We start from the raw sequence: 13,794 nt of genomic DNA, 5'->3' as shown, positions 1-13,794 counted from the left end.
AAAACCTACTGTGGGTCGGTCGACCGACCTACCGTGGGTCGCAAAGGCGACCTACCATAGGTTTCTTTTTGCCCCCACCCAGCGGAAACGACTTCAGTCCCAAAGTGCCCGCTGACCATGCGGGGTAGAGGGGCTTGATGGAGGCCTAACAGATTATGCCTACCTTTGCCGTCGGAGTGAGGCAGTAGCGTCTGCCAGTTTCACTCCATCTTCAGTATCAACATAGCGTTTGCTATTTATTCGGAAATGTCTTAGAACCTAGGAAATTCAAAGCACTACCCCCCGAGTAAGTCAGTGAACGTCTGCGCATAGCGTAGGCGTGACTTATCTCTTGGGTAGTAGGCTTTCCTAGGGCCTTAAGACAAAGAGTGGGGAGCGTCTACGCTTCTCTTTTGTCTTGGGGCTCTTAGGGAGCTTACACCGAAGAGATAGCCAGCGCCTAACACGCTATGCGCTTATGGCAAACAAGCAACTCTCCCAGGCGAAGAAAGCCAAGGAGGATGAGTTCTATACCCAGCTTGAGGATATCGAAGCAGAGCTCAAGCACTACAAAAAGCACTTCGTAGGCAAGACCGTACTCTGCAACTGCGACGATCCTAGGATGAGCCACTTCTTCTACTACTTCGTCCTGAACTTTCATCTACTTGGACTCAAAAAGCTCATCACCACCTGTTACAAGAATCAAAACCCGAACCACCTTTCAGACAATACCACCGAACAGGCTGTATACCTCGTCTATGAAGGGGAGGATATTGGCTCACCGCCTAATCCCAATATCGCAGGCTTCGTGCATCTACTAGAAGGAGATGGAGACTTCCGTAGTGAAGAATGTATTGAGTTCCTCAAAGAGGCAGATATAGTCGTCACTAATCCCCCCTTCTCTCTCTTCCGAGAATATATTACCCAACTCGTAGACCAAAGGAAGAGCTTCATTGTACTTGGCAACCAAAATGCAATCACATACAAAGAAATCTTCCAGTATGTTCGCAACAATCAGCTATGGCTAGGATATAAGTTTGGGGATATGAAGTTTCGAGTGCCTGATCACTACGAAGAGCGCCCTACACGCTTTTGGATTGATGAGGAAGGGAAAAAATGGCGTAGCCTAGGGAATATTTGCTGGTTTACCAACCTAGATATACAGAAGCGACACGAGGAGCTTATTCTCTACAAGAAGTATAGTCCCGAGGAATATCCTCACTACGACAACTACGATGCGATCAACGTAGATAAGACCGCAGACATCCCCTGCGACTATGATGGAGCTATGGGAGTTCCGATTACCTACTTAGATAAGCACAACCCAAGCCAGTTCGAGATCCTTGATGCCAATGATCTCATCATCGAGAATAGAGCGCCCAAGAAGCCACATGGTCTAATCAAGGATAAAGATGGTAGCATAAATGGACGAAACGTATATGCACGCATTCTCATCCGCAAACGTAAATAACAAGTAACCTATGAACATTCGACTCGAACACATTGCCGTCCGTGACCTATTCAACGGATATCAGGATAATGGGGAAAATGGCGTCGTCGCCTACGGAGGTAAGCTGGATGTACGCCCAGCCTACCAGCGTGAATTCATCTACAAACCCGAGCAACAGCAAGCGGTCATCGACACCCTGAGCAAAGGCTATCCGCTGAACGTGATGTACTGGTCTAAGCAAGGGAACGATCGCTATGAGCTGATCGACGGACAGCAGAGGACGCTATCCATCTGCACCTTCCTCAACAATGACTTTTCGTGCAAGGGGCTCTTCGGGAATCCACAGCCCCTCAAGTTTGGGACACTCTCTGAGGACCTATGCGAGAAGATCCTTGACTACGAGCTCACCGTCTATATATGCGACGGGACGGAGAGCGAGAAGCTCGAATGGTTCAAGACCATCAATATTGCTGGTGAAGAGCTTACCGACCAAGAGCTACGCAATGCTGTCTATACGGGACCTTGGGTATCGGAAGCCAAGCGCTACTTCAGTAAGACGGGCTGTGCAGCTCATGTGCTTGGGAGCAACTACCTCAAGGGGACAGCGATCCGACAGGACTATCTCGAGGAGGTAATCCGTTGGTATGGAGACCGAGAGAACCCCAAGCAGAGTATCGAGGAATGTATGATCGAGCACCAGCACGACCCTAACGCCCAAGACCTCTGGGAGTACTTCAGTCGAGTCATCACATGGGTAGAGAAGCTCTTCCCTACCTATCGGAAGGAGATGAAGGGGCTTCCCTGGGGCATCTTCTACAATAGATACCATCAGTACACGTATGACCCACAGGCCCTCGAGCGGGAAGTCTCTCGACTGATGGCGGATGATGATGTGACCAAGAAAAGTGGCATCTATCAGTACGTCCTCGAGAAGGCTATCGGGAACGACGACCCAAGCGTACTCAATATACGGGCCTTCACCGACAGCCAGAAGCGCACCGCCTACGAACAACAAGGTGGGGTCTGCGCCTGCTGTGGGAAGAAGTTCGACTACAAGGAGATGGAGGGCGACCACATCACACCCTGGAGTCTGGGAGGCAAGACGGAAGCCCAGAATCTCCAGATGCTCTGCAAGGACTGCAACCGCCGTAAGGGCAAGAAGTAACTACCCTAGGACGGGAGGCTATTCTTCCTCTCCCCTTGGAGGCTGCTTTTCGGAGCTTCGAAGCTTGGCCTTCCCCTAGTCCAAGAACCCTGATAAACAGGACATTTGCGAGGGGTCACAGGAGCACCCCAAAAACGACCTACCGTAGGTCGCCGATAAAACCTACTGTGGGTCGGTCGACCGACCTACCGTGGGTCGCAAAGGCGACCTACAGTAGGTTTTATTTGACCCCGCCCCGAAGTCTGTCGTTATGGGATCAAACTCGACGCTTCTTCAGAGACCAAGAAAAGGAAGGAGATGGACGATGGACAAGCAATTAGCGTATCTTTGGTGTAGACAATTTTGTACAAGATCCTTTAGAAGAAAATCAAGAAGATATGGCTACAATCAAATGTATAGGAGTGCTGACCTCGGGTGGCGATGCCCCTGGGATGAATGCCGCTATCCGCTCAGTCACTCGCACCGCTATCTACCACGGGATCCGCGTCAAGGGGATCTATCGTGGCTACAAGGGGTTGATCACGGGGGAAATCGAAGAATTCGAGACGCAGCACGTGAGCAATATCATCCAGCGTGGGGGTACGATCCTCAAGACCGCCCGTTGCCCAGAGTTCCGCAACCCCGAAGGTCGCAAACTCGCCTATGAGACGATGCGTGCCCACGGGATCGACGCTCTCGTCGTCATCGGAGGTGATGGATCACTCTCGGGCGCTCGGGCCTTCGCTGAGGAATTTGACTTCCCCATCGTTGGGCTTCCGGCTACCATTGACAACGACCTCTATGGCACAGACCTCACGATCGGCTACGACACCGCACTGAACACCATCGTCTCAGCCGTGGACAAGATCCGAGATACAGCATCTTCGCACGAACGACTCTTCTTCGTCGAAGTCATGGGGCGAGAAGCTGGCTTCCTTGCACTCAATGGCGCTATGGCTGCAGGTGCTGAAGCAGCGATCATCCCTGAGTTTGCCGTCGAGAAAGACCAGCTTGCCGAGACGATCGAGAACGGCTTTCGCAAGACCAAGAACAGTAGCATCGTGCTCGTCTCCGAGAGCGAAAGCACGGGCGGAGCGATGAAGGTCGCCGAACGAGTAGAGAAGGAATACCCACAGTTCGACGTGCGGGTCGTGATCCTTGGGCATATCCAGCGTGGGGGATCACCCAGCGCCCAAGACCGCATCATCGCTAGCCGAATGGGAGTCGCAGCCATCGAGGCGCTCCTCGACGGACAACGCAATGTGATGATCGGCATCGTCAATGACGCTCTCGTCTACGTACCCTTCTCCAAGGCGATCAAGAAGAACAAGCCCATCGACAAGGACCAAGTCGAAGCCCTTCGCATCCTCTCCATCTAAGGAAGGAGCTTCTCCCCTACTCATCGGGAGGGAACAAAAGCGCCAGCGGGCACGAAGCATCAGATGCTTCGTGCCCGCTGGCGCTTAGTTTTCGTCTGGGGATCGAGGGCTAGAGCTCTCGGCGTAGACGGGCTACGGGCAGGCGCAGTTGCTCTCGATACTTCGCCACCGTACGGCGTGCGATCGGATAGCCCCGCTCGGAGAGCAACTGGGTAAGCTGCTCGTCAGAGAGTGGCTTACGCTTATCCTCCTCTTCGATGAGCTTCGCTAGGGCCTCACGCACCTCTCGGGTGGAGATGCTTTCGCCCTCCTCGTTGAGGATACCTTCGCCGAAGAAGAACTTCAGCATGTAGACACCGAAGTCCGTCTGCACCGACTTGCTGTTGCTCACTCGGGAGATCGTACTGATGTCCAACCCCGTAGCCTCGGCTATATCCCGAAGGATCATAGGCCTGAGCGCCGAAGTCTCGCCCGAGAGGAAGAAGGCTCGCTGATGGGCGACAATGGCCGTCATCGTCTTGCGCAGCGTCTCCTCACGCTGCTGGATGGCATCAATGAACCACCGAGCTTGCTCAACCTTATGCTTGAGGAAGGTGAAGGCCTCACGACTCTGCCGAGTGTCCCCTCGCTGCCCCTTCTGCTCCTCAAGAAGCGCTAGATAGGTAGGGCTCAAGCGAAGCGGAGGAAGATCCCGCTCCCCGACAAGGGAGATAAGCAGTTCGCCATCTCGCTCCGTGACGATGAAGTCTGGTGTGAGGTGGGCAAACCGCCCTTCAGAATCATCACCATACCCACTGGCAGGCTTGGGATTGAGGTGCGCCACGAAGGCATAGAGATCAGAGAGATGCTCTTCGCTCACCCCAAGGCTGGAGCAAAGGCGATCAAAGCGCTTATTGACAAAGTCCTCATAGTGCTCCTGGATCATCCGATAGGCTTCTCGATGAAGCGTGCTCTCGGGCAAACGCTCGATCTGCAAGAGAAGCGACTCCCTCAGATCGCTTGCAGCGATGCCTGCGGGATCAAGGGTCTTCACCAGACGGATGAGCTCTTCGATCTCTTGGGTCGAGACGGTAAGCCCCGCCTTGAAGAGCAAGTCATCCTCGATCTCCTCGACCGAACGGGTCAGATAGCCATCGCTGTCGATATTCCCGATGATGTAGCGAGCGATCTCATGGCGCACCCCCTCAAGAGGAGTCACCAGAGCCAGCTGCTCCATGAGGTATTCGTCCAGCGAAGGTGCACCAGCGGCAAAGGGGATCTCCTCCCGCACCGACTGACGCTCCTGAAGCTCTCGGAGCTTGTAATCGGGGATATCATCCTCGGTGGCATATTCGCCGAGCTCCCAGTCTTGGTCACTCGCATCCTCCTCGAGAGAAGAGTCCTCCGACTCACGCTGAGGCTCCTCGTAGTTCTCTTCTAGAGCAGGGTTCTCCTCCAGTTCACGCTCTATACGACTCTCGAGCTCCAGCCCCGTGAGCTCCAGCATCTTGATGGCCTGGATCTGCTGAGGTGTGAGGGAGAGGAACTGATCGAGCTTCTGCTGCTGCGTGAGCTTATTCATCGGAGCGGGAGGGGGATAAGCGGAAGAAAGGGAATGCGAAGAGCGGGCGGAAAGATGGGCTAGAGATCTTCGTGGTCGTAGGTCCAGACGATCTCTTCGCCATTGATGCGGAAGACCTCCTTGCGGGCTAGGGCAAAGAAGTAGTCACTGAGGCGATTGATGAAGCGCAGGACATTAGGCTCCAGCGGAGTCTCGCTATTGAGGCGGTAGATGATACGCTCGGCACGACGGCAGACCGTACGGCAGACGTGTGCCGAAGCAGTGATCGCTCCTCCAGAAGGGAGTATGAAGGCCTTGATCGGAGGCACGAGATCATCCAGTCGGTCGATCTCACGCTCGATACGTGCGACGGCCCGCTCAGTGACGCAGGTCACCTCGTGGACTTCGTCCTGAGTCGTATCGGTAGCCAGATAGCCACCCACGGAGAAGAGTTTGTGTTGTAGCCAGAAGAGGAACTTACGATCCACCTCTTCGAGTTCATGGGAGAGGAGCACACCGACGAAGGAATTCAGTTCGTCGATCGTGCCGTAGCTCTCTAGGCGAATATCATACTTAGGGACACGCTGCCCACCGACGAGCGATGTGCGGCCTTTGTCTCCTCCCTTCGTGTAGAGTTTGAACTTCTCGGTATCCATAGCTTTGAGTGTATTAAGTTAAGTCAAGTATAGTCGGTGCTCCTGATGCCTCTAGAGCTCTAGCAGGTACATCGGAGATGCTGTGGTGCGGCGCAGGGCTGTGAGAGCCAAGTCCTTGCCGACGCGTATCCCTTCGGAGAAGAGGCGCTGCTCGACGGTCTTCCAGCAGAGGTCGGGGTGGTTATTGTCCTTACTCAAGTGGCAGAGCCATACGTTCTTCATCCCAGGGTGGTAGACACGACTGAGGAGCTCGGCTGCCTCATCGTTCGACAGGTGCCCCAGTGGAGAAGACACACGTCCCTTGAGGAACTCGGGGTAGCTCCCCGAGCGAAGCATCTCACGGTCATAGTTTGCCTCGAGTACTACGTGATTGGCACGGCCTACGTAGTCCTCGATGATATCCGTGACGTGCCCCACGTCCGTAGCCAGCGTGAAGCTGAAGTCCCCCTTAGTGATGTGGTAGCCGACATTCTCAGCGCTATCATGGGGTACGGGGAAGGCTTCGATGGTGAAGCCCGCCAGCGTGAAGGGCTCACGGATGGATATATCTCGGCGTGATGGACCTATCGGATCTTGGACGAAGCGGCTATGCGCTATGCTGTCATGCACCAGCCGAGTCGCATAGACCGGCAAGTGATAGACTCCGCCGACGACCCCAATGGTGCGTATATGGTCGGCATGGTCGTGCGTGACGATCGCCCCACGGAGGTGATCTCCGTCTAGGGTGATGCCCTCAGCCTTGAGTGTCTTAGTGATGGTGCGAATGGGGATCCCAGCGTCTATGAGGAAGCCCCCGTCTTCGTCTCCCAGATAGTAGCAGTTACCACTGCTCCCGCTGGAGAGACACATGAACCTGATCATCTGTATCTATAGAGTATGCAAGCTTAGTCTTAGCGGCGGTAGATAGAAGTCTCACGAGAGAAGCCTTCCATCTCTTGATCGAGGCTCATCTCGCCTCTGAGGGGGATAGCCATGAGCTGTCCGACCTCCTCCGAACTGAAGCCCTGACCAAGGAGGTACATCAGCTTGGTGAGGACGGCTTCCGTCGTAGCATCACGCCCACTGACGACCCCTATCTTCTGCAGGAGGATCCCCGTCTCATAGCGCATCATATCCACGTAGCCAGTGACGCACTGCGTGACATTGACGATGACGACCCCACGGGCGACTGTTGCCCGAAGAGCGTCGAGGAACCATGGGAGCATCGGTGCATTGCCACTACCGAAGGTCTCCAGCACGACCCCTCGGAGCGTGGGGAGGGAGAGAACGGCCTCTACGACTCCACGGGTGATCCCAGGGAAGAGCTTCAGCACAGCTACATTCGGATCGAAGTGCGGGAGGACAGAGAGTGTCCTGCCTACGGGAGCCTTAGCGATCACAGCATCATGGTAGCGGATCTCGATCCCCGCATAAGCTAGGTGAGGATAGTTGTACGACTCGAAGGCGCTGAACTGATCGGCGCTGACCTTGCTCGTGCGATTACCTCGCATCAGATAGTTCTCGAAGAAGAGTGAGACCTCGGGCACACGAGGGCGACCCGCCTCATCTCGTGCAGCTGCGATCTCGATGGCTGTGATGAGATTTTCCTTGCCGTCGGTACGGAGCTTCCCCACGGGGAGCTGAGAGCCCGTGAAGACAATAGGCTTGGAGAGCCCTTCGAAGACAAAGCTCATGGCCGACGCTGTGTAGGCCATCGTGTCTGTCCCATGGAGGATGACGAAGCCATCATAGTCCTCGTAGTGCTCCTCGATGACTCGTGCCAGCTGCACCCAGTGTTCGGTGGTGATGGCCGAAGAGTCCAGCGGGGGCGAGAACTCGACGCTCGATATATCACAGCCCAAGAGGCGAAGCTCGGGGACATTGTCTTGAAGGTAATTGAAATCAAATGGCTCAAGAGCCCCCGTCTCGGGGTTCTCTACCATACCTATCGTGCCTCCGGTATAGACGAGGAGGATGGATACTCGCTGTGCAGCCATGCTGTAGTGTAGTCGTTAGGGCAAGGTGCGGAGGAGCTCAGGCTTGTACAACCTCCCCTCCACGAGGGGGCATCCGATCCGCTATAATTCTCTCTAGACAAAGATAACAATAATATGAAGGCATACTGTTCAAAGGTGCAGACTTCTAGGAGCACATGCGCCACCACTCAGGAAGCCTTCCCAAAGAGCTAATTATCAACTGGGGAACTTCTCCTTCGCTTGATGCTCTACCCGAGCTTCCTAAGAAAGGTAGACGGATCACCAAGGTGCCACCCCTCAGCGTCCTAGTCCCTACCCGATCGGCACTCCTCGCCCAATAACTCAGGGCACACGTCCCCTTCTGTAGCCGCTCTTCGGAGCCCCCCAAAAACGACCTACCGTAGGTCGCCGAAAAAACCTACTGTGGGTCGGTCGACCGACCTACCGTGGGTCGCACCGACGACCTACTGTGGGTTTCTTTTTGCCCTTCTCGGTAGCCCTCTTCCCGCCCGTAGTTGAGCCCCACAAGAGCACACTCCTACTCCGCTCCATTCTACACGCACACCCTGCCCCAAAAACAGTCAGCTCCCCAAGGAACAAATCCTCGGGGAGCTGACTATGAAACGCAGTAGAACTTCACCTCCTGCCGAAGGGCGGAGACGCTTAGCAACCCAGGGTCAGACGGCCGACCTTAACGACCTAGAAACTAAGTCTTTGAGCTTAGTCGTTTGCTCCAGTTCTTACTTGAGGAGAACTTGGAGGGTATCACGGACTTCCTTGCCATCCTCCGTCGTGAGGATCGCAACGAAGCGGGTCTTCACGGGCACCTCCTGAGGCACCGTGTTCAGTCGGAGCATCATCACAGGCTGAGCCGTCGGACGCATAGCGAGCCACTGATCAATGCTGGTCACTTGATCCTTGCTCCGATAGCCCCAGGCGAGCCTTTTCGACTGGCTTGAGACGATCTGCTTGGGCTTTAGCTCATGGATGGTAAAGAAGCGATTGAGCGAAGTCTCTGCAGGAAGGCCAAAGAGCGGTGTGAGGGCCATGATCTTGAAGTCCTTGACTCCCGTCACACGATACTCCCAAGGCATTAGATTCATATCCAATATCCCTGGTTCGGAAGGCTTCATCGCATCTGGACCTGCGATACCGATCCTGTAGTCCCTAATCATCTCCTTCTCTAGCGGGCGGATCCCCATAGCTAGCTGAGGCTTAAAATCAGCCTTATGGTAGATGTACTCATACAGTCTCCCTCGATGCTTAGAGTAATACAGCTCTAAGGAGTCGAGGTCACCTGCGCCGGTCATCAGCCAGTAGAGGAAGTCCTTTGCTTCCACACCTTCTTCGCCGACGACTACATCCCGCTTATTGACTCTCCCTGCATAGTCTACCGTCTGCTCCGTCTTCATCGGCAGGCTCAGGATCTGAGTACATTCTCTGGGGAAGTAATGGAAGTGCGTCCCACCAAAGGGCTCTTCATCTTCTTCTACATTTGCCTTGCTGCAAGCGCTGATGCCCAGAGAGAAGAGGAGGGCAAGCGCAGTGAATAGCTTAAATCTTGGGCTCATAGTCTGTGCATTGAGATTACGTAGGAGACTACGGGCACAGTCTTGTCTCGTAGCTCCCAGTTGATCGAGTTAGCTTATTCGGAATGCTTATTTGAGGAGCACCTGGAGGGTATCACGGAGTTCCTTGCCCTCCGTCGTGGTGAGGATCGTGACGAGGCGGGTCTTCACCGGTACCTCCTGAGGCATGGTGTTCAGCCGAAGCATCATCACGGGCTGAGCCGTCGGGCGCATGGAGAGCCACTGAGCAATGCTGGTCACTCGATCCTGACTCCGATAGCCCCAGACGAGCCTCTTCGATTCGTGGGAGATGATCTGCTTGGGCTTGAACTCATGGAACGTAAAGAAGTGATTGAGCGAAGTCTCTGCAGGGAGGCCAAAGAGCGGTGTGAGGGCCATGATCTTGAAGTCCTTGACTCCTGTCACACGATATTCCCAAGGCTCTAGATTGGGCTCAGGTATTATCGAGGAGGACGACTGCATTCTCCTGCTTTTAGTACCTGCGAGCCTGTAGTCATCGAAGAGCTGAGACTCCAGCGGGGGGATACTGGGAGCAAGCTCCGCCCTGAAATGATCCCTGTGATAGATCTCTTCGTACAATCTGCCCCGCAGTTCTGAGTAGTGGAGCTCTAGGGAATCGAGGTCGCCCGCCCCCGTCATCAGCCAGTAGAGGAATTTCCTTGCCTCTACACCTTCTTCGCCGACGACTACATCATCGTAGTAGGAGGAGCTGGAAGCAGCTTGTCGTCTCGTCTCCATCGGCAGAGTCAAGATCCGAGTACATTCTCTAGGGAAGTACTGAAAGATGAGGCCTTCCATCCTACCTGGTTCGGGAGGGTTAGCCTTACTGCTGCAAGCGCTTATCCCCAGCATGAGGAGGGCAAGCGCTATGAATAGTTTCGCTCTTGAGTTCATCGTATGTATGTATTGAGATTGCGTGGGAGACAAGGGAAGACGTGGGGAGGTAGCCCTCAGTCCGCCCAATTGATTGCGCTAGGATGCTTGGTGATGAAGATGCTCGTTCGATCTAAATGATTCAACATCGTAGACATGCACAGAAGCCTTAGGATCGAACCTTCCATTCAAGCCTTGAGAGCAAGAACCAATGCTCCTCACGCACGATCTATACCGCAAATATAGAAAACAATACTTACATTCACATCCAACACATTTAGAAGCTTTTACGCACCTAACTTTTGCACCTTGAAGCCCCCAAGTTCTTGCCTTTCCTTCTACAAAAGATCGTAGAAAGCCATCGGGGATAAGCCTCAGCGGAAGGAGCATCAAGAGCAAGGAAAAACGACCTCAGAAAAGCCCTTCATCCAGCTCAGCTCGGGGAAGGCAAACACCGACTGGGAGGGGACGAGCATCACGGCTCGTCTTCCCCGACCTTTCTACCCGTCAGAAGCCTTCCTTTTCGAGTGCTTCTGGACGGTCCTTCGGAGCCCCTTAAAAACGACCTACCGTAGGTCGCTGAAAAAACCTACTGTGGGTCGGTCGACCGACCTACCGTGGGTCGCATCGACGACCCACAGTAGGTTTCTTTTCGCCCTCTCGGAGATCCCTCCTTTCTCCTTCCTCCACAACCCTCCCGAAAGAACAAAAGAAGCGGAAGTGACACTCGAACCTTTCGTCCTATCCCCCTATAAACGACACCGCCCGACCATCTCCATGAAAGGGAGACAGTCGGGCGGTGAGGTATATTAGGGAGGAAGGGAGCTTACTGCTTGCCTTCGGTCTCCACTTCAGGTGCGATCTTCTTGACCAGACCCTGAAGGACTGCGCCAGGACCTACTTCGACGAAGCGGGTAGCACCATCAGCGACCATAGCCTGCACACTCTCCGTCCAGCGTACGGGAGCCGTCAGCTGAGCGATGAGGTTCTTCTTGATGCCGTGCGTGCAGTTGACTGCATGAGCAGGGACATTCTGATAGATGGGGCAGCGTGGAGAATGGAACTCCGTAGCCTCAATCGCCTGAGCAAGTTCAGCACGTGCAGGCTCCATCAGAGGCGAGTGGAAGGCACCCCCGACATTGAGACGAAGGGCACGCTTAGCACCTGCAGCCTTGAGCGCTTCACAGGCACGCTCAACGGCATCAACATCCCCCGAGATCACGAGCTGACCAGGGCAGTTGAAGTTGGCAGCGATGACTACCCCACCCTCGATCGTCTTGAGGATCTCGACGACCTTCTCATCGGGAAGACCAAGGATAGCAGCCATGGTCCCAGGGTTAGCTTCGCAGGCCTGCTGCATCGCTAGAGCACGCTTGGAGACGAGACGCAGCCCATCTTCGAAACTCAAAGCTCCAGCAGCTACGAGCGCAGAGAATTCACCCAGCGAATGACCAGCGACCATGTCGGGCTGGAACTCGTCACCGAGGCAAAGTGCACGGATGACCGAGTGGAGGAAGACCGCAGGCTGAGTGACCTTGGTCTGCTTGAGTTCTTCGTCCGTACCAGCGAACATGATATCAGTGATGCGGAAGCCGAGGATGTCATTGGCCTTCTCGAAGAGCTCCTTAGCTAAGGGATGATTCTCATAGAGCTCCTTCCCCATACCCACGAACTGGGCACCTTGGCCGGGGAATACATAAGCAGTTTTACTCATTTACTAATTTCTAGTTGGTGATATACTTAGGGTTTTGGTATACGATTAGACGAGCTCCAATGCCTTCTTCAGGACATCCCAAGTGCGTGCGACCGAGGCGATGTGTACCTTCTCGTCGGGCGAATGGGGGGAGCGAATATCTGGACCGATGGAGATCATATCCATGTCGGGCATGACCCCTTGGATGATCCCACACTCTAGACCAGCGTGGACGACGGTGATCTCGGGAGACTTACCCATGACTTCCTCGTAGGCACGGCGCAGAGTCTGCAGGACAGCGGACGAAGCATTAGGTGCCCAACCATTGTAGCCACCTGCGAACTCAACCTCTGCTCCTGCTAGATTCATCGCACTCTCGATCTGAGAAGCGACGTAGTCCTTACGGCTCTCTGAGGAGCTACGTACCAAGAAGGTAGCGGTGAAGAGTCCTCCACCGATCGTGACACGTGCCATGTTCGTCGAGGACTCGACGATGCCTGGGAATTCGGTGAGCATGCTCTGTACCCCATTGATACAAGCATCAAGGGCTCCGATGACTCCATCTTGGATCTCTTCGGGCACTACCGTCTGAGGTAGCTCTACTCGCTCAAGGCTTAGGCTGACAGAGTCCTCTATACCCTTGTACTCGGTCTGGAAGATATCAAGGTAGTCCGAAGCGAGCTCCCAGAGTCCATCGGCATCTGCCTCGGGGATGGTCACCAGAGCATAGGCTTCACGAGGGATAGCGTTGCGTGCCGTCCCACCCTCGAACTGCGCTAGGCGTGCCCCGTAGCTGGCAATAGCCTCCTTGAGGAAGCGAGCGAGGAGCTTATTGGCGTTGGCACGGCCGAGGATGATATCCATCCCCGAGTGTCCACCACGAAGACCCGTCAAGGCGATACGCACGGCGATATCCCCCTGGGGGACGGGCTCCTGATCCTTGTATTCTAGGCGAACATTGACATCGATCCCCCCTGCACAGCCAGCGAAGAGAAGTCCTTCGTCTTCGGAGTCGAGGTTGATCAGGATATCGCCCTTGGAGAAGCCAGGCTGAAGACCATTAGCTCCAACCATACCGACCTCTTCGTCGATGGTGAAGAGTGCTTCGATCGGACCATGCTTGAGTGTAGGATCTGCCAGCACTGCCATAGCGTAGGCAGCACCGATGCCGTTGTCTGCACCGAGGGTAGTGTCTCGGGCCGTCACCCATTCCCCATCGATATAAGCATCGATAGGATCCTTAGTGAAGTCATGCTCGATATGGCTATTCTTCTGAGGCACCATATCCAGATGCGCTTGGAGCGTGACGATGGGACGATCCTCGAGACCTGGGGTAGCAGGCTTACGAACGAGGACATTGCCCGTAGCATCATGCAGGGCTTCGAGGCCGAGGCGCTTGGCTAGAGCAAGGACGTACTCCTCGGAGGCCTTCGTATGGCCTGTGGGACGAGGGATCTGTGTCAGATCGTAGAAGAAGCTCCACACTGCTTGAGGAGCAAGAGTCTTGATTTCAGCAGCCATAGTCGATGGGTGATT

At 54.6% G+C, this 13,794-nt stretch carries 12 protein-coding genes; 4 read left to right on the top strand and 8 right to left on the bottom strand.

All coding sequences use genetic code 11. The annotated features are described in order from the left end of the window. Positions 1–457: 457 nt before the first annotated feature. The 3 genes from Q0336_RS01680 (at position 458) to pfkA (ending at position 3,952) form a co-directional block, all read left to right on the top strand. On the top strand, positions 458–1,450 hold the full coding sequence (locus Q0336_RS01680) for an adenine-specific methyltransferase EcoRI family protein (protein ID WP_298524854.1): 993 nt from the start codon (positions 458–460) through the stop codon (positions 1,448–1,450). A gap of 10 nt (positions 1,451–1,460) precedes the next feature. Then, positions 1,461–2,594, top strand: a complete 1,134-nt coding sequence (locus Q0336_RS01675; protein ID WP_298524851.1) for a DUF262 domain-containing protein — start codon at positions 1,461–1,463, stop codon at positions 2,592–2,594. A 377-nt stretch (positions 2,595–2,971) separates the two neighbouring features. Continuing rightward, the gene (gene pfkA, locus Q0336_RS01670) at positions 2,972–3,952 is read left to right on the top strand and encodes a 6-phosphofructokinase (protein WP_298524849.1); all 981 of its coding nucleotides are present in this window, start codon (positions 2,972–2,974) and stop codon (positions 3,950–3,952) included. Positions 3,953–4,061: 109 nt separating this feature from the next. Here pfkA and rpoN read toward each other — a convergent pair whose 3' ends face one another. From rpoN to Q0336_RS01650, 4 genes are read right to left on the bottom strand one after another with little or no spacing between them, the layout of a single operon-like run. Continuing rightward, on the bottom strand, positions 4,062–5,513 hold the full coding sequence (rpoN, locus tag Q0336_RS01665) for an RNA polymerase factor sigma-54 (RefSeq protein WP_298524846.1): 1,452 nt from the start codon (positions 5,511–5,513) through the stop codon (positions 4,062–4,064). Positions 5,514–5,572: 59 nt separating this feature from the next. Further along, the gene (locus tag Q0336_RS01660) at positions 5,573–6,148 is read right to left on the bottom strand and encodes a cob(I)yrinic acid a,c-diamide adenosyltransferase (protein ID WP_298524843.1); all 576 of its coding nucleotides are present in this window, start codon (positions 6,146–6,148) and stop codon (positions 5,573–5,575) included. A gap of 51 nt (positions 6,149–6,199) precedes the next feature. After that, positions 6,200–7,009: an MBL fold metallo-hydrolase gene (locus tag Q0336_RS01655; RefSeq protein ID WP_298524841.1), complete on the bottom strand. Its 810-nt coding sequence runs from the start codon at positions 7,007–7,009 to the stop codon at positions 6,200–6,202. A 29-nt stretch (positions 7,010–7,038) separates the two neighbouring features. After that, positions 7,039–8,124, bottom strand: coding sequence for a type I asparaginase (locus Q0336_RS01650; protein ID WP_298524838.1), 1,086 nt, complete (start codon positions 8,122–8,124; stop codon positions 7,039–7,041). Positions 8,125–8,279: 155 nt separating this feature from the next. On the opposite strand from Q0336_RS01650, the gene Q0336_RS01645 reads away from it, so the two are divergent. Further along, on the top strand, positions 8,280–8,444 hold the full coding sequence (locus Q0336_RS01645; protein ID WP_298524835.1) for a hypothetical protein: 165 nt from the start codon (positions 8,280–8,282) through the stop codon (positions 8,442–8,444). Positions 8,445–8,843: 399 nt separating this feature from the next. Here Q0336_RS01645 and Q0336_RS01640 read toward each other — a convergent pair whose 3' ends face one another. The 4 genes from Q0336_RS01640 to Q0336_RS01625 all read right to left on the bottom strand — a co-directional run bounded on the left by Q0336_RS01640 (position 8,844) and on the right by Q0336_RS01625 (position 13,779). Next, positions 8,844–9,674 carry a hypothetical protein gene (locus Q0336_RS01640; protein ID WP_298524832.1) on the bottom strand — a complete coding sequence of 277 codons (831 nt, stop codon included), beginning with the start codon at positions 9,672–9,674 and terminating at the stop codon, positions 8,844–8,846. Between the two features lie 87 nt (positions 9,675–9,761). Then, positions 9,762–10,430: a hypothetical protein gene (locus Q0336_RS01635; RefSeq protein ID WP_298524829.1), complete on the bottom strand. Its 669-nt coding sequence runs from the start codon at positions 10,428–10,430 to the stop codon at positions 9,762–9,764. A 961-nt stretch (positions 10,431–11,391) separates the two neighbouring features. Continuing rightward, positions 11,392–12,279, bottom strand: a complete 888-nt coding sequence (gene fabD / locus Q0336_RS01630; RefSeq protein ID WP_298524826.1) for an ACP S-malonyltransferase — start codon at positions 12,277–12,279, stop codon at positions 11,392–11,394. Positions 12,280–12,324: 45 nt separating this feature from the next. Further along, positions 12,325–13,779 carry an aminoacyl-histidine dipeptidase gene (locus Q0336_RS01625; RefSeq protein WP_298524823.1) on the bottom strand — a complete coding sequence of 485 codons (1,455 nt, stop codon included), beginning with the start codon at positions 13,777–13,779 and terminating at the stop codon, positions 12,325–12,327. Positions 13,780–13,794: the final 15 nt, after the last annotated feature.

It is taken from the genome of uncultured Porphyromonas sp. (genome assembly GCF_938039215.1).
Lineage (GTDB): Bacteria > Bacteroidota > Bacteroidia > Bacteroidales > Porphyromonadaceae > Porphyromonas.
The sequence above is the reverse complement of the archived record's forward strand: the minus strand, read 5'-3'. Positions and strand labels throughout refer to the sequence as shown.